The organism is Delftia sp. PE138 (assembly GCF_018320755.1).
GTDB classification, from domain to species: Bacteria; Pseudomonadota; Gammaproteobacteria; order Burkholderiales; family Burkholderiaceae_C; genus Comamonas; species Comamonas tsuruhatensis.
The window spans coordinates 213,659-231,073 of record NZ_JABEPN010000006.1 but is presented as its reverse complement, the minus strand read 5'-3'; the positions used below and the strand labels follow the sequence as shown (position 1 = coordinate 231,073).

Sequence of the window (17,415 nt, the reverse complement as noted above, 5' to 3'; positions counted from 1 at the left end):
GGTCATCAATTGGAAAATTAAATGATCAAATGCCAGGCAGTGACAAAGCCACTGAAATTCGCCCAAGCCCCATGCAGCCCTCTTCCATAGACCCCACCCTGCTGCGCAGCTTCTGCGCCGTGGCCGAAACCGGCAGCTTCACGCGCGCGGCGCAGGGCGTGCACCTGACCCAGTCCACGGTCAGCCAGCAGATCCGCAGGCTGGAGGAGCAAATGGGCTGCACGCTGCTGGACCGCAGCGGGCGCCATGTGGAATGCACGCTGGAAGGAGAGCGCCTGCTGGCCTATGCGCAGCGCATCCTCGCGCTCATGGACGAGGCCGTGGAGCAGTTGGCTGGCGCCACCGAAGCCGTGCTGCGCATCGGCGTACCAGAGGACTTTGCCGGCAATGCCTTGATGCCCGCCTTGGGCGCGCTGGCGCGCAGCCAGCCGCAGTTGCGCCTGGAGCTGACCAGCGGGCTGTCGCAGGCGATATGGCAGCAGTTCCAGTCCGGCGAGCTGGACCTGGCCATCGTCAAGCAGCGCAGCGGCAGCACGCCCGGCATGGCGCGCTGGCCTGAACCGCTGGCCTGGATAGACAGTGCGCTGCATCCCTGCCACGGGATGGATCCCTTGCCTTTGGTGGTGTTTCCACAGGGCGGCCTGTACCGCAGCGAGATGACGCATGCGCTGGATGCCGCAGGCCGGCGCTGGCGCCTGGCCTATGTGAGCGCCAGCCTGGCCAGCCTGGAAGCCGCCGTGGAGCAGGGCCTGGGCATCAGCCTGCTTCCGCGCCGGCTGGTCCGGCCCGGCCACCGCCTGCTTGACGGCATGGCCGGCTTCGCCCCCGTGCCTGATGTGGAAGTGGCATTGCACGTGCGCGCCCAGTTGTCGGCGCCGGGCCGGCGTCTGGCCGGGCGCCTGTGTGAGGTGTGCGAGGCGTTGCTGGGCGTGTCTTAGTCGAACAGCTCGGCGTGCGTGCCGGCTCGCACGAAAATGATCGATTCGTTGGCGCCCTGGCCATCGAGCCGGTAGATCAGCAGGAAATCGCCCCCCACGTGGCACTCCCTGTGATCGGCCCAGTCGCCGGTGAGGGCATGGTCAAGCCACTGAGGCTCCAGGGGGGCGTCGTTGGCAATCAGCAGCAGCATGGCCTCCTTCAACCGCTTCATGTCATGGCGGCCGGAATGCGACAGCCGGACCCAGTCCTTGGCGAAAGCTTTGGTCCGGTCCGATGCGCGGGGAAGGACTGCGCGCTTACTGCTCGCTGCCTTTTTCGAGGTCATGGAGCAAATCGTCCGCGGTGGCAAAGCGTGCCTTGCGCATGGCGCGTGCCTCCTGCATGGCTGCGCGCGTCTCGGCGTTGGGTGCCCTGAGGTCGAAGGGCAATTGCTGGTCGGCCACCACGCGCATCAGGAAGACACGTACGGCATCCGACACCGTCAAGCCCATGCCGGCCAGGGTTTCGGCGGCCTGTGCCTTGATCTCTTCATCCACGCGCACGTGGATCATGGTGGTGGTTGCCATGGTGTGCTTCTGCAAAAATGGGTGAGATACATTGTATCTCGCAGGGCAAAAGACAGGTAAGCAGGCAGGTTGCTGGGATGTCGCTTGGCGGCTCCCGCCTTCGAGCCCTCCAGCAAAAATCCCCGCCGTGGCGGGGATGGTCGGCGGGTGACGCGCTGGCTCAATCCATCGTCAGGTTCTGCTTTTGCACCACGTCCTTGTAGACCGCCAGTTCGGCCTTGATCTCTTCAAAGAAATGCTCGGGCGTGTCGGCCACGATCAGCGAGCCGGTTTCCTCGATGCGCTTCTTGATGGCGGGGTCCTGCAGCACCTTGCGCGTGGCGGCGTTGACCTTGTCCACGATGTCGCGCGGCAGGTTCTTGGGGCCGACGATGCCGTAGTAGGCCATGCGGTTGACGGGGGCCAGGCCCACTTCCTTGAAGGTGGGCACATCGGGCAGCGCTGCCAGACGCTGAGGCGCGGCCACCACGATGGGCACCAGGCGCTTTTCCTTGACGAAGCCCAGGGCGGAGGGCAGGTTGTCGAAGATCAGCGGAACCTGGCCGGCCACGGCGTCGTTCAGCGCGGGGCCGCTGCCACGGTAGGGCACGTGGGTGATGTCGGTGCCCGTGGACAGCTTGAACATCTCCATCATCAGATGGGTGATGCTGCCGTTGCCGGGCGAGGCGTAGGAGTACTTGCCGGGGTTCTTCTTCACCTCGGCCAGGAACTCCTGGTAGTTCTTGCCCGCGAACTTGGGGTGGGCCGCAATGATGTTGGGCGTGGCCGCGATGTTCACGATGGGCGTGAAGTCGGTCAGCACGTTGTACGGGATCTTGGGGTTGATCGCCGGGTTGGTGGCCGTGGTGGACACGGTGGCAATGCCCAGGCTGTAGCCGTCGGGCTGGGAGCGCGCCGTCTCGGCCGCGCCGATGCTGCCGCCGCCGCCGCCCTTGTTCTCGACCACCACGGGCTGGCCCAGGGCGCGGCCCAGCGGCTCGGCCACGATGCGCGCGATCAGGTCGGTGGTGCCGCCGGCCGCGAAGGGCACGAGCAGCTTGATGGGTTTGGCAGGGTAGCCCTGGGCATGGGCTGCGCCCGACAGCGCGAGGGCGCCGAGGATGCCGGCGAGCGCGATGCGAGTGGTGTGAGTCATGGTGTTGTCTCCTTGAATGGATGTTGTGAGCGTTTGTTGTGAGGCACCGACGGGTGGGAAGGCTGGGTTTTTTTAAGACATTCGTATGGCGGTGCTTGAGGAAAAAGATGTGGAGGAGGCGGTGTTGCCTGGCGCAGGCGATCAGACCACGCCGCGCGAGCGCAGCGCCTGGATGGCCATGGGCGCAATGCCCAGCTCGCCCAGTACTTCATCGGTGTGCTGGCCCAGGGAGGGCGGTGCGCTGCGCAGCACGGGCGGGGTGTCGCTCAGCCGCATGGGGCTGGCCACGCCGGCGATGCGCGAGATGCCGTCGCCGGCCTCGCGCGGCAGCTCGACGCGTATGCCGCGTGCGCGCACCTGCGGGTCGTCGAAGGCCTGGGCGATGGTGTTGATGGGGCCGCAGGGCACGGCCTTGTCTTCCAGCAGCGCAATCCATTCGGCCGTGCCGCGTGTCTTCATGAGGGGCACCATCCGCTCCAGCAGCGCCTGGCGATTGCGCACGCGCGCGGTGTTGGTGGCAAAGCGCTCGTCCTGCGCCCAGCCGGCTTCGCCGACGGCGGCGCAAAAGCGCGCGAACTGGCCGTCGTTGCCAATGGCCAGCAGCACGTTGCCGTTGGCCGTGGCGAAGTCCTGGTAGGGCGCCAGGCTGGGGTGGATGTTGCCGGCGCGGCCCGGCGATTCGCCCGTGGCCAGAAAGCCGGCGGCCTGGTTGGCCAGCACGGCCATGCCCACGTCGAGCAGGGCCATGTCGATGTGCTGGCCCCGGCCCGAGGCCTGGCGCGCATGCAGCGCGGCCAGGATGGCATTGCTGGCATACAGGCCCGTGAAGACATCGATCACGGCCACGCCCACCTTGAGCGGGCCGCCTCCGGGCGCCTCGTCGGCATGGCCGGTGATGCTCATCAGCCCGCACATGGCCTGCACCATGAGGTCGTAGCCCGCGCGCTCGGCATACGGGCCGGTCTGGCCGAAACCCGTGACCGAGCAATAGATCAGGCGCGGGTTGAGCGCCTTGAGGCTTTCGTAGTCCAGCCCGTACTGGGCCAGGCCACCGACCTTGAAGTTTTCCACCAGCACGTCGGCCCCGGCCGCCATCTGGCGAATCAGCTGCTGCCCATCGGGGGTTGACATGTCGATGGTGACCGAGCGCTTGTTGCGGTTGCAGGCCGTGAAATAGCTGGCCTCCTGCGTAGCCTGCCCATCGTCGCGCGGCAGGAACGGAGGCCCCCAGTGGCGCGTGTCATCGCCGGCCACGGGCCGCTCGACCTTGATCACATCGGCGCCCAGGTCGGCCAGCGTCTGCGTGCACCAGGGCCCGGCCAGCACGCGGGAAAGATCAAGCACCTTGATGCCGGCCAATGCGGCCGGCGCGGAGGATGTGGAGGACATGAGAGGGAAGAAATATGAGCGCGCCCGATGCCGCTGGTAGTTCAGCTCAGGGCTTGAGCTTCCATCACCCATAGCGTGTGACATGGGCGTGGAACAGGCCAGGGACGCCGAGCAAGAGCCGCCTCGCGGCGAGGGCGTCGTCCCCCTCCGCGAAGCGAGAAGGGGGAAGGCGCGAAGCGCCTCAGGGGGTCAGTTGGCAAAAGCTGCGATGCCGGTCTGAGCCCGGCCCAGGATCAGCGCATGCACGTCGTGCGTGCCTTCGTAGGTGTTGACCACTTCCAGGTTGACCAGATGGCGGGCCACGCCGAACTCGTCGCTGATGCCGTTGCCGCCCATCATGTCGCGCGCCATGCGGGCAATGTCCAGCGACTTGCCGCAGTTGTTGCGCTTGATCAGCGAGGTGATCTCGATCACGTTCTGGTGCTCGTCCTTCATGCGGCCCACGCGCAGCGCGGCCTGCAGGCCCAGGGTGATCTCGGTCTGCATGTCGGCCAGCTTCTTCTGCACCAGCTGGTTGGCGGCCAGGGGGCGGCCGAACTGCTTGCGGTCCAGCGTGTACTGGCGCGCCGTGTGCCAGCAGAACTCGGCTGCGCCCAGGGCGCCCCAGGCAATGCCGAAGCGTGCGCTGTTCAGGCAGGTGAAGGGGCCCTTGAGGCCGCGCACCTCGGGGAAGGCGTTTTCCTCGGGGACGAAGACATCGTCCATCACGATCTCGCCCGTGATGGAGGCGCGCAGGCCCACCTTGCCGTGGATGGCCGGGGCCGACAGGCCCTTCATGCCCTTGTCCAGGATGAAGCCGCGGATCTCGCCCACATGGCCGTCCTCGGTCACTTCCTTGGCCCAGACCACGAACACGTCGGCCACGGGGCTGTTGGTGATCCACATCTTGTTGCCCTTGAGGCGGTAGCCGCCGTCCACCTTGTAGGCGCGGCTGGACATGCTGCCGGGGTCGGAGCCGTGGTCGGGTTCGGTCAGGCCGAAGCAGCCGATGAACTCGCCGCTGGCCAGCTTGGGCAGGTACCTGTTCTTCTGGTCTTCGGTGCCGAATTCATTGATGGGCACCATCACCAGCGAGCTTTGCACGCTGGCCATGGAGCGGTAGCCCGAGTCCACGCGCTCGATCTCGCGCGCCACCAGGCCGTAGCTGACATAGTTCAGGCCCGCGCCGCCGTACTGCGTGGGGATGGTGGGGCCCAGCAGGCCCAGCTCGCCCATCTCGCGGAAGATGCTCACGTCGGTCTTTTCATGGCGGAACATTTCCAGCACGCGGGGCGCCAGCTTCTCCTGGCAGTAGGCATGGGCCGCGTCGCGGATCATGCGCTCGTCTTCGCTCAGTTGCTGGTCGAGCTGGAAGGGGTCATCCCATTGGAAGCTGTTGCGGGCCATGGCGTGGTTTCTCCAAAAAACAAAGAGGTCAAGGGCGGTCGCTGCCATATGCCAAAGCCGGGCAGGCTGTGGCCATGGAGCGTTGTTGCGACGCATCTTAGAAGCGGGCCTGCGCGTGGCGCAAACGATGTTTGTTCATCCATGAATGCGTAAAACGCATGTATGAATGGGTTGTTGCGGGTTATTCCCTATGATGTGAGGCTCTGAAGTGCATTGAATTCATGAGATATGCGTAGAGCCCTGCCATCCACCCAAGCCCTTGCCTGCTTCGAGTCGGCCGCCCGCCACATCAGCTACACGCGTGCGGCGCAGGAGCTGTCGCTCACGCAAAGCGCGGTATCGCGCCAGATCATTGCGCTGGAGGAGTTCCTGGGCGTGCAGCTGTTCCGGCGCACGCGCCACGGCGTGCTGCTGACGGAGGCCGGCACGCAGTACGCCCAGCAGGTCTCGCGCTGGCTGCACGGCCTGGAGCGCGACACGCTGGACATCATGGCCCACCAGGGCGAGGGAGGCCCGCTCAACCTGGCGGCCGTGCCCACCTTCGCCACGCGCTGGCTGCTGCCGCGCCTGCCGCAGCTGGCGCGCGAGCATCCCGAGGTCACCGTGCACATCGATGTGCAGACGCGGCCCTTCCTGTTTGCCGATACCGTTTTCGACGCTGCGCTCTATGCAGGCACGCCCGAGCAGGTGGCACGCTGGCCCGGTGTGCAGGCGCAATGGCTGATGGACGAAGAGGTGGTGCCCGTGTGCAGCCCGCAACTGCTGGCCACGGCCCAGGCGCGCGAGCCGGGCCGGGCCTGGCTGCCTGTGGGGGCGGACATCGTGGCCCGGATGCCGCTGCTGCAGCAAAGCACGCGGCCCTACGGCTGGCAGCAGTGGTTCGATGCCATGGGCGTGGCCGCGCCGCGCGCGCTGGATGGCATGCGGCTGGAGCTGTTCTCCATGCTGGCCGTGGCCGCCAGCCAGGGCCTGGGCGTGGCGCTGATGCCGCCTATGCTGATCGAGCAGGAGCTGGCGCGCGGCGACCTCATCATTGCCTGCCCCCAGCCGCTGCGCGGCAACCGCGCCTACTACCTGGTCACCCCGGCCCTGGCGCCCGATGCCCAGCCCGCGCCCGCCCTGCGCGTGTTCTCTTCATGGCTGCAGCAGCGCGCCAGGGAGCACCGGCCTGCCTGATAATTAAGCAGGCCTTGGATTGTTCAACGATGACAGTCACTTAACTGACTTATCCTTGCTGCTGGCGGCGCTTGTCCACAGGCTTGTGGGGGTGTCTCTGGGGAAAACCCGCAATCGCGCTCAAAACCAGGGCAGCACGGCCAGGCACAGCGGCATGACCACGGCCGTGGCCACGCCGTTCAGGCCCATGGCCAGGGCCGAGAAGGCGCCCATGGTCGGATTCACCTGCAGCGCGCGTGCCGTGCCGATGGCGTGGGCCGTAAGTCCCAGGGCAAAACCCTGCACGGCCGGGTCATCGCTGCGCACCAGGCGGATCAGCAGCGGCGCCATCATCGTGCCCGCAATGCCGGTGATGGCCACGGCCACGGCCGCCAGCGAGGCCGGCCCGCCAAAGCGCTCGGCCATGGGCAGGGCGATGGGAATGGTGGCCGACTTGGGCGCCAGCGCCACCAGCGTCTGCACCGTCGCTCCCAGGCTCCAGCCAATCAGCAGTGCCGACAGCAACGCCACCACGCAGCCCACGGCCAGCGCCACGCTGATGGGCAGCCACAGCGCGCGGATGCGCTCGCGCTGGGCGTACAGCGGAATTGCCAGCGCGACGGTGGCCGGGCCGATCAGCAGTCCCAGCAGCGAGACGCCGCTGCGATAGCTGGCATAGGAGGTGCCCGTGGCCAGCAGCACGCCCACGATGACGACCACGGCCGTGAACACGGGAATCAGGAGCGGATGGTTGCCGCTTCGGCGGTACAGCGCCATGGCCGCCAGGTAGACGGCCATGGTCAGCACCAGCCAGGGCAGGTGGGCGGTGGAGGCATTGCCGGACAGCGACTGCCAGGCGCTGTGCCAGTGGGTGGTGAGCGCGCTCATGCCTTGTCTCCCTGGCTGGCGGCCGCCTCGCGGGCGCGCTGGCGCTCCAGGCACCAGCGGAAGGTGAAGGCCGTGGCCAGGAAGGTAATGGCAGCACCCGCCACGCAGGCGATCACGAAGGGCTGCCATTCGCGCGACAGCCGGTCGAACTCCAGCATCACGCCTGCAATGACGGGAATGAACAGCAGCATCATGTTCTGCAGCAGCACGCCGGCGGCCTTCTCCAGCGACTCGGGCAGGCGACCGTGCAGCAGCAGCGCCGCCAGCAGCAGCAGCGTGCCCATGAGCGCTCCCGGAAGCGGCAGCCCCGTGAGCTGGACGATGGCCTCTCCCAGCAACTGGAAGGCGAACAAGGCGGTGATGGCGTACAACATGAAAACCTGAATCCCTGGAGCAGATGGCAAGAGCGGAGAGCAGAGGGCGGCGGCAAGAGAGCGGGCTGCCCGTTTCCCAGACAGGGCAGTGCCCCGGCACCTGTGGGACGCCACCGCAAAGCGTGCCATCATCGCCCACATCGCGAAAAAAGGTGCGGACACCGATTGCGCGGCGTCCCGGCCAACGCTATGTTGGGACCCATGCCTTGGGCAGTGCCGGGGCATGAGACTTTGAATAGCGAAGGAGTAGCGATGGCCGAAACCACATATCACGCACCCGTGTACGAGCCGACGGTGGATGAACTCGAAGTGCTCAAGAAGCTGGAAATGGGCGAGCCCGTGTCGCTGGAAAGCGCGGCGCGCGAGCATCTGTCCAAGAGGCTGCGCGAGCGTGGACTGGTCGAAGTGGACAGCAGCCATCAATGGCACATCACGGCGGCGGGCCGTGCCCAGATCCGCCGCTCCGATGCCTGAGGCGCGGCGCGGCAGGTGACCTCGGTTTCAAGGGTTTTCCCTTGGATTCAGGGGCTGCCTGATTTGCAGGCAGCCTAGCTTGCGGCCAGTGAATGCAAGCACTTGGACGCCTCGTTCACTTGCTGTTCACTGAATATCCACAGGGTTGTTCAAGGGTTCTGTGGAGAAAAAAAGCCACCCCAGGGTGGCTTTTTTCATGGGCATCACCAGGCTTTTGCAGCGGGCGCACCGGGCTGGTGCCCGCGCCGGAAATTGGCTGCATGGCGATGGTGCAGATACCGGTTTTCAGAGGGAAGGTGCCGGATTTCGCGCACTGGGCAAGGCTTGGGGGCAGGCCGCGGTGGGGGCGATTCGAGGCGGGCTGGACATGCGCCTGATTGCAGTCCGTTTCCGCCTTGGCGGTGGCTTGATGCCAAAGTTGTACACAGGTTGGGTGGTGTGCGGGTGAAAGCGCGCAGGGGCTATCCCGCCCAAGGCATGAGGACGCAGGATCTGGTCAGGCTGGAGTCCTTGAATTGCAGTGCAGCCGCTGAAAAGGGCTGGTGCAGGAAGGAGGGGTGTGCGGACACTGTGAAGACAGCGGCCGGAAAAGAAATAGCCGAAAAAGCAGCGGACTGCTTTTTCGGCTACGTAATCTCTGGTGCCCGGGGCCGGAATCGAACCGGCACGCCTTGCGGCGGGGGATTTTGAGTCCCCTGCGTCTACCAATTTCACCACCCGGGCTACTTAGCGCAGGGGCGAATTATGGCACAGTGTGAGGCTATGAAAATTTATCCGACCATCGAAGACGCCATCGGCCGCACGCCCCTGGTGGCATTGCAGCGCATCGGTGCGCAGTCTCGCCAGGAACGTGGCAACGTGGTGCTGGGCAAGCTGGAAGGCAACAACCCGGCCGGTTCGGTCAAGGACAGGCCGGCCCTGTCGATGATCCGCCGTGCCGAAGAGCGCGGCGACATCAAGCCCGGCGACACGCTGATCGAGGCCACCTCGGGCAATACCGGCATTGCGCTGGCCATGGCTGCCACGATCAAGGGCTACCGGATGGTGCTGATCATGCCCGAGGACCTGTCCATCGAGCGTGCCCAGACGATGAAGGCCTATGGCGCCGAGCTGATCCTCACGCCCAAGAGCGGCGGCATGGAATACGCGCGCGACCTGGCCGACCAGATGGTGGCCCAGGGCAAGGGCGTGGTGCTCGACCAGTTCGGCAATCCCGACAACCCGCGTATCCACTACGAGACCACCGGCCCCGAGCTGTGGGAGCAGACCGGCGGCGAGATCACCCATTTCGTGAGCGCCATGGGCACCACGGGCACGATCACCGGCGTGGCGAAGTTCCTCAAGGAAAAGAACCCGGCCATCCGCATCGTGGGCGCCCAGCCGGCCGAAGGCTCGCGCATCCCCGGCATCCGCAAGTGGCCCGAGGAATACATGCCCAAGATCTACGACGCCTCGCTGATCGACGAGACCGTGCTCGTGGGCCAGGACGATGCCGAGGACATGGCGCGCCGCCTGGCGCGCGAGGAAGGCATCTTTGCCGGCATCTCGGCTGCCGGCGCCTGCTGGGTGGCCCAGCAGATTGCCGAGCGCGAGAACAACGCCACCATCGTCTTCGTGGTCTGCGACCGCGGCGACCGCTATCTGTCCACGGGCGTCTTCCCCGCCTGACGCAGCGACAGGCCCGCCTTCCGGCGGGCCTTCCTGTTTGCATTGAGCCAGGACAGCAAAAAACCAGGAACAGCCCCATGCACTATGAAACCCGCTATTGCACGCACTGCGCCACCCCCCTGCAGTGGGTGATCCAGGCCGAGGACGGCGGCGATGTATCGCGCCTGCGCTGCCCCGAGTGCGGCTGGACGCACTGGAACAATCCCACGCCCGTGCTGGCCGCCATCGTGGAGCTGGACGGCAAGGTGCTGCTGGCGCGCAATGCGGCCTGGCCCGAGAAGGTCTTCGGGCTGATCACGGGCTTCATGGAGGCCGGCGAGTCGCCCGAGGAGGGCGTGGCGCGCGAGGTGGCGGAGGAAACCGGCCTGAAGGCCGAGTCGCTGGAGCTGATCAGCGTGCATGAGTTCCTGCGCATGAACCAGGTGATCATCGCCTTCCATGTGCGCGCCAGCGGCCAGGTCCGGCTGTCGCCCGAGCTGCTGGAATACCGCCTGCTGGAGCCCGAGAAAGTCCAGGCCTGGCCTTCGGGCACGGGCATGGCGCTGGCCAAGTGGCTGCGCAGCCGGGGGCATGATCCTGTGATCCGTGACTTCTGGAAGCGTGCCGAGCAGGCCCAGGAGGCTGAAGCGAGTCGCGCCGATCAAGACACTGCTGCCGGCCTCAGCCGCGATGCCGCCTAGAATCCCAGGCTCAAGAGGTGCATCCGATGGAAATTCACAAGGAAATCGACACGCGCGGGCTCAACTGCCCGCTGCCCATTCTCAAGGCCAAGAAGGCGCTGGCCGAACTGGACAGCGGCCAGCTGCTCAAGGTGGTGGCCACGGATACCGGATCGCTGCGCGACTTCCAGGCCTTCGCCAAGCAGACCGGCAATGAACTGGTGGAGCAGCAGACCGTGGGCGCGGAGTTCATCCACATCCTGCGCCGGCGCTGAGCGGCTGCACGCGGCTCGCTCCAAAGAAAAAGGCCTGCTTTTGCAGGCCTTTTGCATGGGGCAGGGGCGGCCCTGGGGCCCGGCCTCAGATGCTCAGGCCCTGCAGGTATTCGCGGAAGCTCGCGCCCACATCCTCATGCTGCAGCGCCAGCTCCACCGTGGCCTGCAAAAAGCCTTCCTTGCTGCCGCAGTCGTAGCGCTTGCCCTGGTACTGGAAGGCGTAGACGGCTTCATGGGCCATCAGGCGTTCGATGGCGTCGGTCAGCTGGATCTCGCCGCCCACGCCCTTGGGCTGGTTGCGGATCTCCTCGAAGATGGCCGGTGTCAGCACGTAGCGGCCAGCCACGCCCATGCGCGAGGGGGCCTTCTCGGGCGCGGGCTTTTCCACGATCTTCTCGATGCGCATCAGCGCGCCGCCAGCCGGCTCGCCAGCCACGATGCCGTAGCGCTTGGTCTGCTCCAGCGGCACTTCCTGCACGGCCAGCAGGGAGCGGCCCTGTTTCTGGAAAGCCGAGGTCATCTGGGCCATCACGCCCGGGCCGCCAGACTCGCCCACCATCAGGTCGTCGGCCAGCAGCACGGCAAAGGGCTCGTTGCCCACCAGCGGCTCGGCGCATAGCACGGCATGGCCCAGGCCCAGGGAGCGCGGCTGGCGCACGAACAGGCAGTTCATGTCGGCGGGGCTGATGCTGCGCACCAGCTCCAGCATGGCCTGCTTGCCGGCGTTCTCCAGCTCGTTTTCCAGCTCGTAGGCGGTGTCGAAATGGTCCTCGATGGCGCGCTTGCTGCGGCCGGTGACGAAGATCATGTCGCGGATGCCGGCCTCGTAGGCCTCTTCCACGGCGTACTGGATCAGCGGCTTGTCCACCACGGGCAGCATCTCCTTGGGAGAGGCCTTGGTGGCGGGCAGAAAGCGCGTGCCGAGCCCGGCAACGGGAAACACGGCTTTGCGGACACGGGTCTGGGTGCTCATAAACGGATCTTTCAACCCAGGCGGGCGAGTTGTTCCTGGATGCGGATCAGCGTTGCGCCGAAGTCGGCCACGCGCTTCTTTTCCTGGTCGATGACGGCCGGGGGTGCCTTGGCCACGAAGGCCTCGTTGCCCAGCTTGGCATTGGCCTTGGTGATTTCGCCTTCCAGGCGTGCGGCTTCCTTGGACAGGCGGGCCTTTTCGGCCGCCACGTCGATCTCCACGAACAGCGCCAGGCGCGCCTCGCCCACCACGCAGACGGGCGCGGCCTGGGCGGCCTCGGCCCAGGCGGCTTCGTCGTCGAACACCTTGACTTCGCTGAGCTTGGCCAGGTTCTGAAGCACGGCGGCGTTGGTGCGCAGGAACTGCGCCTCGTCGTCCGAGCTGGCCACGGCCAGCAGCGGCAGGCGCTGTGCGGGCGACACGCCCATCTCGCCGCGCAGCGTGCGGCAGGCGTCGATCATCTGCTTGATGCGGCCCACGTAGGCGATGGCGGCTTCGTCGATCTTCTCGGGCTGGGCCTCGGGGTAGCGGGCCACGGCCACGGACTCGCCGGGCAGGCCGGCGACCGGGGCGACCTTCTGCCACAGGGCTTCGGTCACGAACGGGATGATGGGGTGGGCCAGGCGCAGGATGGCCTCCAGCGTGCGGATCAGCGTGCGGCGCGTGGCGCGCTGCTGGGCCTCGCTGCCGGTCTGGATCTGCACCTTGGCGATTTCCAGGTACCAGTCGCAGAACTCGTTCCAGACGAAGTCGTACAGCGCGTTGGCCACGTTGTCCAGGCGGAATTCGGCAAAGCCCTTGGCCACTTCGGCCTCGACCTTCTGCAGCTGCGAGGTGATCCAGCGGTCGGGCTGGCTGAACTGCATGTAGCCCGCGAACTCGCCGCCGGCCTGGCATTGCTCCTTGGTGTGGGGCAGCAGGCCGCAGTCATGGCCTTCGCAGTTCATCAGCACGAAGCGGCTGGCGTTCCACAGCTTGTTGCAGAAGTTGCGGTAGCCCTCGCAGCGCTTGCTGTCGAAGTTGATGGAGCGGCCCAGCGAGGCCAGGGCCGCGAAGGTGAAGCGCAGCGCATCGGCGCCGTAGGCGGGAATGCCCTCGGGGAATTCCTTTTGCGTGTTCTTGCGCACCTGGGGGGCGGTCTCGGGGCGGCGCAGGCCCTGGGTGCGCTTGTCCAGCAGGGTGTCCAGGTCGATGCCGTCGATCAGGTCCACGGGGTCGAGCACGTTGCCCTCGGACTTGCTCATCTTCTTGCCCTGGGCGTCACGCACCAGGCCATGCATGTAGACATGGCGGAAGGGCACGCGGCCCGTGAAGTGCGTGGTCATCATGATCATCCGGGCGACCCAGAAGAAGATGATGTCGTAGCCCGTGACCAGCACCGAGCTGGGCAGGTAGAGGTTGTAGTCATCGTCGGCCGCCTCGGTCTGGTTCGGCCAGCCCATGGTGGAGAACGGCACCAGGGCCGAGGAGTACCAGGTGTCCAGCACGTCCTCGTCGCGCGTGAGCGTCTTGCCGGGGGCCTGGGCCTGGGCTTCTTCCTCGGTGCGGGCCACGTAGACCTTGCCGTCCTCGTCGTACCAGGCGGGAATCTGGTGGCCCCACCACAGCTGGCGCGAGATGCACCAGTCCTGGATGTTGTTCATCCACTGGTTGTAGGTGTTGACCCAGTTCTCGGGCACGAACTGCACCTGGCCGCTGGAGACGGCATCGATGGCCTTCTGCGCGATGGACTTGCCCGTGGCATCGCCTTCGCCGACCTTGTTCATTGCCACGAACCACTGGTCGGTCAGCATGGGCTCGATCACCTGGCCCGTGCGCGTGCAGATGGGCACCATGAGCTTGTGCTTCTTGGTCTCGACCAGCAGGCCGGCCGCGTCCAAGTCGGCCACGATGGCCTTGCGCGCCACGAAGCGGTCCATGCCGCGGTACTTCTCGGGCGCCTCGTCGTTGATGGTGGCCGTCAGCGTCAGCACGCAGATCATCGGCAGGCCGTGGCGCTGGCCCACGGCGTAGTCGTTGTTGTCATGCGCGGGCGTGACCTTGACCACGCCCGTGCCGAACTCGCGGTCCACGTAGTCGTCGGCAATGATGGGGATCTCGCGGCCCACCAGGGGCAGGATCACGGTCTTGCCGATCAGCGCCTGGTAGCGCTCGTCCTCGGGGTGCACCATCAGGGCTGCGTCGCCCAGCATGGTTTCCGGGCGCGTGGTGGCCACCACGAGCTGGCCCGAGCCGTCGGCCAGCGGATAGGCGATGTGCCACAGCGAGCCGTCCTTTTCCTCGTTCTCGACCTCGAGGTCGGAGACGGCGGACATCAGCTTGGGGTCCCAGTTCACCAGGCGCTTGCCACGGTAGATCAGGCCCTGCTGGTACAGGCGCACGAAGGTCTCGTTGACGATGGACGACAGCTTGTCGTCCATGGTGAAGTACTCGCGGCTCCAGTCCACGCTGTCGCCCATGCGGCGCATCTGGCCGGTGATGGTGTTGCCGCTCTGGTTCTTCCACTCCCAGACCTTGCTCACGAAGTTCTTGCGCGCCTCGGGAGGCGTCGCGCCCATGTCGTGGCGGCTGGCGATGCCCTGCTCCTGCAGCTGGCGCTCCACCACGATCTGGGTGGCGATGCCCGCGTGGTCGGTGCCGGGCACCCAGACCGTGTTGTGGCCCTTCATGCGGTGGTAGCGCGTGAGGCTGTCCATGATGGTCTGGTTGAACGCATGGCCCATGTGCAGCGTGCCCGTCACATTGGGCGGTGGCAGCTGGATGGAGAACGAGGGCTGGGATGCATCTGCCTGGCCCGTGCCGCGCACGCCGGCTGCGCCGTAGCCGCGCTTTTCCCATTCGGGGCCCCATTGGGCCTCGATGGCTGCGGGTTCAAACGATTTGGACAGGCTGTCGAGGCCTGGCTGGGCAATGGTGTCGCTCATGGCTTGCTTGCGGGGAATTGTGCGAATGGCGTTTGGCAAATGAAAACGGCATCCGTTGAAGGGATGCCGTCTGCATATGCGAAATGGATGACGGTTTGACGGGGATTCTACCGACCCCGTCCGCCTGCCTGTTCGCCGGGTCTTATTCAGGCCGCTGCGTCGGGGACGAACTCGGGCCGGTCGTTGCTCTGGGGCTTGAGCGGCTGGGCGGCCTTGCCTTCGGCGCGTTCCTTGCGCCATTGCTCCTTGCGTGCCGTCCACTCGTTCAGGCGGGCGTGGGCGGTGGTGCTTTCGCGCGCCATCTGCACTTCGTCGGCCAGCTGGGCCGACAGCTCCAGGCGGATGCCGTTGGGATCGAAGAAATAGATGCTCTTGAAGATGTGGTGGTCGGTCACGCCCAGCACCTCGATGCCATGCGCCACCAGGCGGGCCTTGGTGTTCTCCAGTTCCTCGACGGTGTCCACGCGGAAGGCGATGTGGTTGATCCACAGCGGCGTGTTGGGCGAGGGCAGGGCCTTTTCGTCGTCGCCGATGTCGAAGAAGGCGATGAACGACCCATCCTTCAGGCGGAAGAAGAAGTGCGTGTAGGGGCAGTACTCGCCCGTGCTGGGCACGTAGTCGCTCTGGATGATGTGGTAGAGCGGCAGGCCCAGGATGTCCTCGTAGAAGTGGCGGGTCTCCTCGGCATCGCGGGCCTTGTAGGCGTAGTGGTGCAGCTGCTGCACGGCGGCGGGCGGTGGCAGTGTGGACAGGTCGGGACGGGCGCTTGTGTTCATCGAATGTCTCCTTGGTGGATGTTTTGATTCTACTATTCGTAATCAATTTACCTAAATGAAATGTTGCGATGGATGCAGGGATATGCGCGCTGCGGTGTCCGGGCCACCTGCGGTGCCGAGTTGCCGCCAGCACTTGACCTTCAAGTCACTTCACGCTTTCTCATCGAGGTCCGATCCCCCCGCTTGCCATGGTCGCCATGGATGCGGCGGCCCTCTGTTCACAACCGTTTTCAAGTCAAGGAACCTCATGAGCGACAGCCATCAGCACGGCGACGTGCGCGCCCTGCCGGAATCCCGTCTCTGGTTTGCCTTCGGATTGACCGGCACCTTCATGGTGGTGGAAATCATCGGCGGCATGGTCACGGGCAGCCTGGCCCTGATCTCCGACGCCATGCACATGCTGACCGATGCGATGGCGCTGCTGCTGGCCCTGGTGGCCATACGCGCCGGCCGCAAGGCAGCCGACCTGCTGCGCACCTACGGCTATGCGCGCTTCGAGATCCTGGCCGCCGCCGTCAATGCACTGGTGCTGCTGGGCGTGGCCTTCTACATCCTGTATGAGGCCTACCGCCGCCTGTCGGCGCCCGCGGAAATCCAGTCCCTGGGCATGATGGCGGTGGCGGCCGCGGGCCTGGTGATCAATCTGATCTCCATGCGCCTGCTGTCGGGCGGCAAGGACGAGAGCCTGAACGTGAAGGGCGCGTACCTGGAGGTATGGGCGGACATGCTGGGCTCGGTCGGCGTGCTCGCCGGTGCCGCGCTGATCTGGCTGACGGGCTGGCGGTGGATCGACTCGGCGGTGGCCGTGGGCATCGGCTTCATGGTGTTCCCGCGGACCTGGACCCTGCTGCGCGAGTGCATCAATATCCTGCTGGAAGGCGTGCCCTCGGGGATGAGCCTGCAGGCGGTGCGCGAGACGATTGCGGGCACGGCAGGCGTGGCAGCAATCCACGATGTCCACCTGTGGGCGGTCACGCAGAGCAAGCCCATGCTGACCGGCCATGTGGTGCTGCTGCCCGGCGCGGACGGCGAGCAGGTGCGCCGCGATATCGAAGACAGGCTGCAGGCCGGCTTCGACCTGCACCATACGACGCTGCAGATGGAGCGCGAGGACCGCTCCCCGGCAGAGCACATCCACTAGGATGCCAGTCTTCATGGACCACACCCGGAGTGCACCGATGCTTGAGCTTCGACCCAACTGCGAATGCTGCGACAAGGACCTGCCGCCAGAGTCTGCCGAGGCCCGCATCTGCACCTTCGAGTGCACGTTCTGTGCCGGCTGTGCGGATCATTTGCTGCACGGCGCCTGCCCCAACTGCGGTGGCGAGCTGGTGGCCAGGCCGCGCCGGCCGGCGGACAAGCTGGAGCGGTATCCGGCCTCGACGAAGCGGGTGCTCAAGGCCGGTGGCTGCGCTGTACGGGCCTGATCAGAGCACAGGCCTGGCTCTGCTGCCACGGAACGCAGCCTCCACCACCAGCACGGCTGCAAAACCCATCACATAGGCCAGCACATCCCACCAGTCGGCCGTGCTGCCCAGCACGATGCGCAGCGCTCGGTTGGGAATGTGCAACTGGAAGGTCGATGCCAGGAACTGGCCCAGCTCCACCAGCAGGCCCACGCACAGTGCGGCCGATGCCAGCGTCAGCACGCGCGCGGCGATCACGGTCTTGAACACGGCATAGACCCAGGCCACGGCCAACACGTCGCCGAAGAAGCTGCGCACCCAGCCCCAGCGCGCGCCGACGGTGGCCAGCAGCACGAGCAGGACAAACAGGGCCACCGCCCACACCAGGGAAACAGGATCAAAACGCCATCGCATGGCCGCCATCATCG

At 66.1% G+C, this 17,415-nt stretch carries 19 protein-coding genes and 1 tRNA gene; 8 read left to right on the top strand and 12 right to left on the bottom strand.

What is annotated here, in order from left to right; genetic code table 11:
• The first annotated feature begins 71 nt into the window (after nt 1-71).
• Entirely contained in the window at nt 72-938 is an 867-nt protein-coding gene (locus HFGMBDPB_RS20905) for a LysR family transcriptional regulator (RefSeq protein ID WP_212646162.1), read from the top strand.
• Here HFGMBDPB_RS20905 and HFGMBDPB_RS20900 read toward each other — a convergent pair.
• From HFGMBDPB_RS20900 to HFGMBDPB_RS20880, 5 genes are all read right to left on the bottom strand, one after another.
• On the bottom strand, nt 935-1,264 hold the full coding sequence (locus HFGMBDPB_RS20900; RefSeq protein WP_026062230.1) for a type II toxin-antitoxin system YafQ family toxin: 330 nt from the start codon (nt 1,262-1,264) through the stop codon (nt 935-937). The two genes, HFGMBDPB_RS20905 and HFGMBDPB_RS20900, sit on opposite strands and share 4 nt — an antisense overlap.
• On the bottom strand, nt 1,236-1,505 hold the full coding sequence (locus HFGMBDPB_RS20895; RefSeq protein WP_061288290.1) for a type II toxin-antitoxin system RelB/DinJ family antitoxin: 270 nt from the start codon (nt 1,503-1,505) through the stop codon (nt 1,236-1,238). The genes HFGMBDPB_RS20900 and HFGMBDPB_RS20895 overlap by 29 nt, the downstream gene beginning before the upstream one ends.
• A gap of 160 nt (nt 1,506-1,665) precedes the next feature.
• Entirely contained in the window at nt 1,666-2,640 is a 975-nt protein-coding gene (locus tag HFGMBDPB_RS20890) for a tripartite tricarboxylate transporter substrate binding protein BugE (RefSeq protein WP_016452578.1), read from the bottom strand.
• Nucleotides 2,641-2,781: 141 nt separating this feature from the next.
• Complete coding sequence (locus HFGMBDPB_RS20885; RefSeq protein WP_013803646.1) at nt 2,782-4,029, bottom strand: CaiB/BaiF CoA transferase family protein; 1,248 nt, start codon at nt 4,027-4,029, stop codon at nt 2,782-2,784.
• Nucleotides 4,030-4,218: 189 nt separating this feature from the next.
• The gene (locus HFGMBDPB_RS20880) at nt 4,219-5,415 is read right to left on the bottom strand and encodes an acyl-CoA dehydrogenase (RefSeq protein ID WP_016448959.1); all 1,197 of its coding nucleotides are present in this window, start codon (nt 5,413-5,415) and stop codon (nt 4,219-4,221) included.
• Between the two features lie 228 nt (nt 5,416-5,643).
• Here HFGMBDPB_RS20880 and HFGMBDPB_RS20875 point away from each other — a divergent pair, with 228 nt between their 5' ends.
• Complete coding sequence (locus HFGMBDPB_RS20875; protein WP_012204131.1) at nt 5,644-6,591, top strand: LysR substrate-binding domain-containing protein; 948 nt, start codon at nt 5,644-5,646, stop codon at nt 6,589-6,591.
• Between the two features lie 120 nt (nt 6,592-6,711).
• On the opposite strand, the gene HFGMBDPB_RS20870 is transcribed toward HFGMBDPB_RS20875, so the two are convergent.
• Together HFGMBDPB_RS20870 and HFGMBDPB_RS20865 are read right to left on the bottom strand one after the other, a co-directional pair.
• Nucleotides 6,712-7,458, bottom strand: coding sequence for an LrgB family protein (locus HFGMBDPB_RS20870; protein WP_047217793.1), 747 nt, complete (start codon nt 7,456-7,458; stop codon nt 6,712-6,714).
• Nucleotides 7,455-7,832 (bottom strand): CidA/LrgA family protein, encoded by a 378-nt coding sequence (locus tag HFGMBDPB_RS20865; protein ID WP_017407068.1) that lies wholly within the window; start codon nt 7,830-7,832, stop codon nt 7,455-7,457. The genes HFGMBDPB_RS20870 and HFGMBDPB_RS20865 overlap by 4 nt, the downstream gene beginning before the upstream one ends.
• Before the next feature lie 252 nt (nt 7,833-8,084).
• On the opposite strand from HFGMBDPB_RS20865, the gene HFGMBDPB_RS20860 reads away from it, so the two are divergent.
• A complete protein-coding gene (locus HFGMBDPB_RS20860) occupies nt 8,085-8,306 on the top strand; it encodes a hypothetical protein (RefSeq protein WP_016452574.1) in 222 nt (73 codons plus the stop codon).
• Nucleotides 8,307-8,944: 638 nt separating this feature from the next.
• Here the strand turns inward: HFGMBDPB_RS20860 and HFGMBDPB_RS20855 are convergent.
• Nucleotides 8,945-9,029, bottom strand: a tRNA-Leu gene (locus HFGMBDPB_RS20855).
• A 39-nt stretch (nt 9,030-9,068) separates the two neighbouring features.
• Here HFGMBDPB_RS20855 and cysM point away from each other — a divergent pair.
• From cysM to HFGMBDPB_RS20840, 3 genes are all read left to right on the top strand, one after another.
• Nucleotides 9,069-9,974: a cysteine synthase CysM gene (gene cysM, locus HFGMBDPB_RS20850; protein WP_017407070.1), complete on the top strand. Its 906-nt coding sequence runs from the start codon at nt 9,069-9,071 to the stop codon at nt 9,972-9,974.
• 77 nt (nt 9,975-10,051) lie between these two features.
• Nucleotides 10,052-10,654 carry an NUDIX hydrolase gene (locus HFGMBDPB_RS20845; RefSeq protein WP_016452506.1) on the top strand — a complete coding sequence of 201 codons (603 nt, stop codon included), beginning with the start codon at nt 10,052-10,054 and terminating at the stop codon, nt 10,652-10,654.
• Nucleotides 10,655-10,680: 26 nt separating this feature from the next.
• Nucleotides 10,681-10,908: a sulfurtransferase TusA family protein gene (locus tag HFGMBDPB_RS20840; protein ID WP_012204137.1), complete on the top strand. Its 228-nt coding sequence runs from the start codon at nt 10,681-10,683 to the stop codon at nt 10,906-10,908.
• An 85-nt stretch (nt 10,909-10,993) separates the two neighbouring features.
• Here HFGMBDPB_RS20840 and galU read toward each other — a convergent pair whose 3' ends face one another.
• The 3 genes from galU to HFGMBDPB_RS20825 form a co-directional block, all read right to left on the bottom strand.
• On the bottom strand, nt 10,994-11,881 hold the full coding sequence (gene galU, locus HFGMBDPB_RS20835) for a UTP--glucose-1-phosphate uridylyltransferase GalU (protein WP_016448953.1): 888 nt from the start codon (nt 11,879-11,881) through the stop codon (nt 10,994-10,996).
• Nucleotides 11,882-11,892: 11 nt separating this feature from the next.
• Entirely contained in the window at nt 11,893-14,805 is a 2,913-nt protein-coding gene (locus HFGMBDPB_RS20830) for a valine--tRNA ligase (protein WP_017407072.1), read from the bottom strand.
• 146 nt (nt 14,806-14,951) lie between these two features.
• The gene (locus HFGMBDPB_RS20825) at nt 14,952-15,581 is read right to left on the bottom strand and encodes a VOC family protein (RefSeq protein ID WP_012204140.1); all 630 of its coding nucleotides are present in this window, start codon (nt 15,579-15,581) and stop codon (nt 14,952-14,954) included.
• Between the two features lie 247 nt (nt 15,582-15,828).
• Between HFGMBDPB_RS20825 and HFGMBDPB_RS20820 the strand changes: the two genes are divergently transcribed.
• Nucleotides 15,829-16,722 (top strand): cation diffusion facilitator family transporter, encoded by an 894-nt coding sequence (locus HFGMBDPB_RS20820; RefSeq protein WP_017407073.1) that lies wholly within the window; start codon nt 15,829-15,831, stop codon nt 16,720-16,722.
• A 37-nt stretch (nt 16,723-16,759) separates the two neighbouring features.
• Nucleotides 16,760-17,008, top strand: a complete 249-nt coding sequence (locus HFGMBDPB_RS20815; RefSeq protein ID WP_212646161.1) for a DUF1272 domain-containing protein — start codon at nt 16,760-16,762, stop codon at nt 17,006-17,008.
• Here HFGMBDPB_RS20815 and HFGMBDPB_RS20810 read toward each other — a convergent pair whose 3' ends face one another.
• Nucleotides 17,009-17,413 (bottom strand): ribosomal maturation YjgA family protein, encoded by a 405-nt coding sequence (locus HFGMBDPB_RS20810; protein ID WP_212646160.1) that lies wholly within the window; start codon nt 17,411-17,413, stop codon nt 17,009-17,011.
• Between the last annotated feature and the right edge of the window lie 2 nt (nt 17,414-17,415).

What these genes read in the sequence shown, in the direction of transcription:
- cysM (WP_017407070.1), top strand. Translation starts at nt 9,069, where the DNA reads ATGAAAATTTATCCGACCATCGAAGACGCCATCGGCCGCACGCCCCTG.
- HFGMBDPB_RS20895 (WP_061288290.1), bottom strand. Translation starts at nt 1,505, where the DNA reads ATGGCAACCACCACCATGATCCACGTGCGCGTGGATGAAGAGATCAAG.
- HFGMBDPB_RS20840 (WP_012204137.1), top strand. Translation starts at nt 10,681, where the DNA reads ATGGAAATTCACAAGGAAATCGACACGCGCGGGCTCAACTGCCCGCTG.
- HFGMBDPB_RS20905 (WP_212646162.1), top strand. Translation starts at nt 72, where the DNA reads ATGCAGCCCTCTTCCATAGACCCCACCCTGCTGCGCAGCTTCTGCGCC.
- HFGMBDPB_RS20890 (WP_016452578.1), bottom strand. Translation starts at nt 2,640, where the DNA reads ATGACTCACACCACTCGCATCGCGCTCGCCGGCATCCTCGGCGCCCTC.
- HFGMBDPB_RS20820 (WP_017407073.1), top strand. Translation starts at nt 15,829, where the DNA reads ATGAGCGACAGCCATCAGCACGGCGACGTGCGCGCCCTGCCGGAATCC.
- HFGMBDPB_RS20830 (WP_017407072.1), bottom strand. Translation starts at nt 14,805, where the DNA reads ATGAGCGACACCATTGCCCAGCCAGGCCTCGACAGCCTGTCCAAATCG.
- HFGMBDPB_RS20825 (WP_012204140.1), bottom strand. Translation starts at nt 15,581, where the DNA reads ATGAACACAAGCGCCCGTCCCGACCTGTCCACACTGCCACCGCCCGCC.
- galU (WP_016448953.1), bottom strand. Translation starts at nt 11,881, where the DNA reads ATGAGCACCCAGACCCGTGTCCGCAAAGCCGTGTTTCCCGTTGCCGGG.
- HFGMBDPB_RS20900 (WP_026062230.1), bottom strand. Translation starts at nt 1,264, where the DNA reads ATGACCTCGAAAAAGGCAGCGAGCAGTAAGCGCGCAGTCCTTCCCCGC.
- HFGMBDPB_RS20815 (WP_212646161.1), top strand. Translation starts at nt 16,760, where the DNA reads ATGCTTGAGCTTCGACCCAACTGCGAATGCTGCGACAAGGACCTGCCG.
- HFGMBDPB_RS20860 (WP_016452574.1), top strand. Translation starts at nt 8,085, where the DNA reads ATGGCCGAAACCACATATCACGCACCCGTGTACGAGCCGACGGTGGAT.
- HFGMBDPB_RS20875 (WP_012204131.1), top strand. Translation starts at nt 5,644, where the DNA reads ATGCGTAGAGCCCTGCCATCCACCCAAGCCCTTGCCTGCTTCGAGTCG.
- HFGMBDPB_RS20865 (WP_017407068.1), bottom strand. Translation starts at nt 7,832, where the DNA reads ATGTTGTACGCCATCACCGCCTTGTTCGCCTTCCAGTTGCTGGGAGAG.
- HFGMBDPB_RS20870 (WP_047217793.1), bottom strand. Translation starts at nt 7,458, where the DNA reads ATGAGCGCGCTCACCACCCACTGGCACAGCGCCTGGCAGTCGCTGTCC.
- HFGMBDPB_RS20885 (WP_013803646.1), bottom strand. Translation starts at nt 4,029, where the DNA reads ATGTCCTCCACATCCTCCGCGCCGGCCGCATTGGCCGGCATCAAGGTG.
- HFGMBDPB_RS20810 (WP_212646160.1), bottom strand. Translation starts at nt 17,413, where the DNA reads ATGATGGCGGCCATGCGATGGCGTTTTGATCCTGTTTCCCTGGTGTGG.
- HFGMBDPB_RS20880 (WP_016448959.1), bottom strand. Translation starts at nt 5,415, where the DNA reads ATGGCCCGCAACAGCTTCCAATGGGATGACCCCTTCCAGCTCGACCAG.
- HFGMBDPB_RS20845 (WP_016452506.1), top strand. Translation starts at nt 10,052, where the DNA reads ATGCACTATGAAACCCGCTATTGCACGCACTGCGCCACCCCCCTGCAG.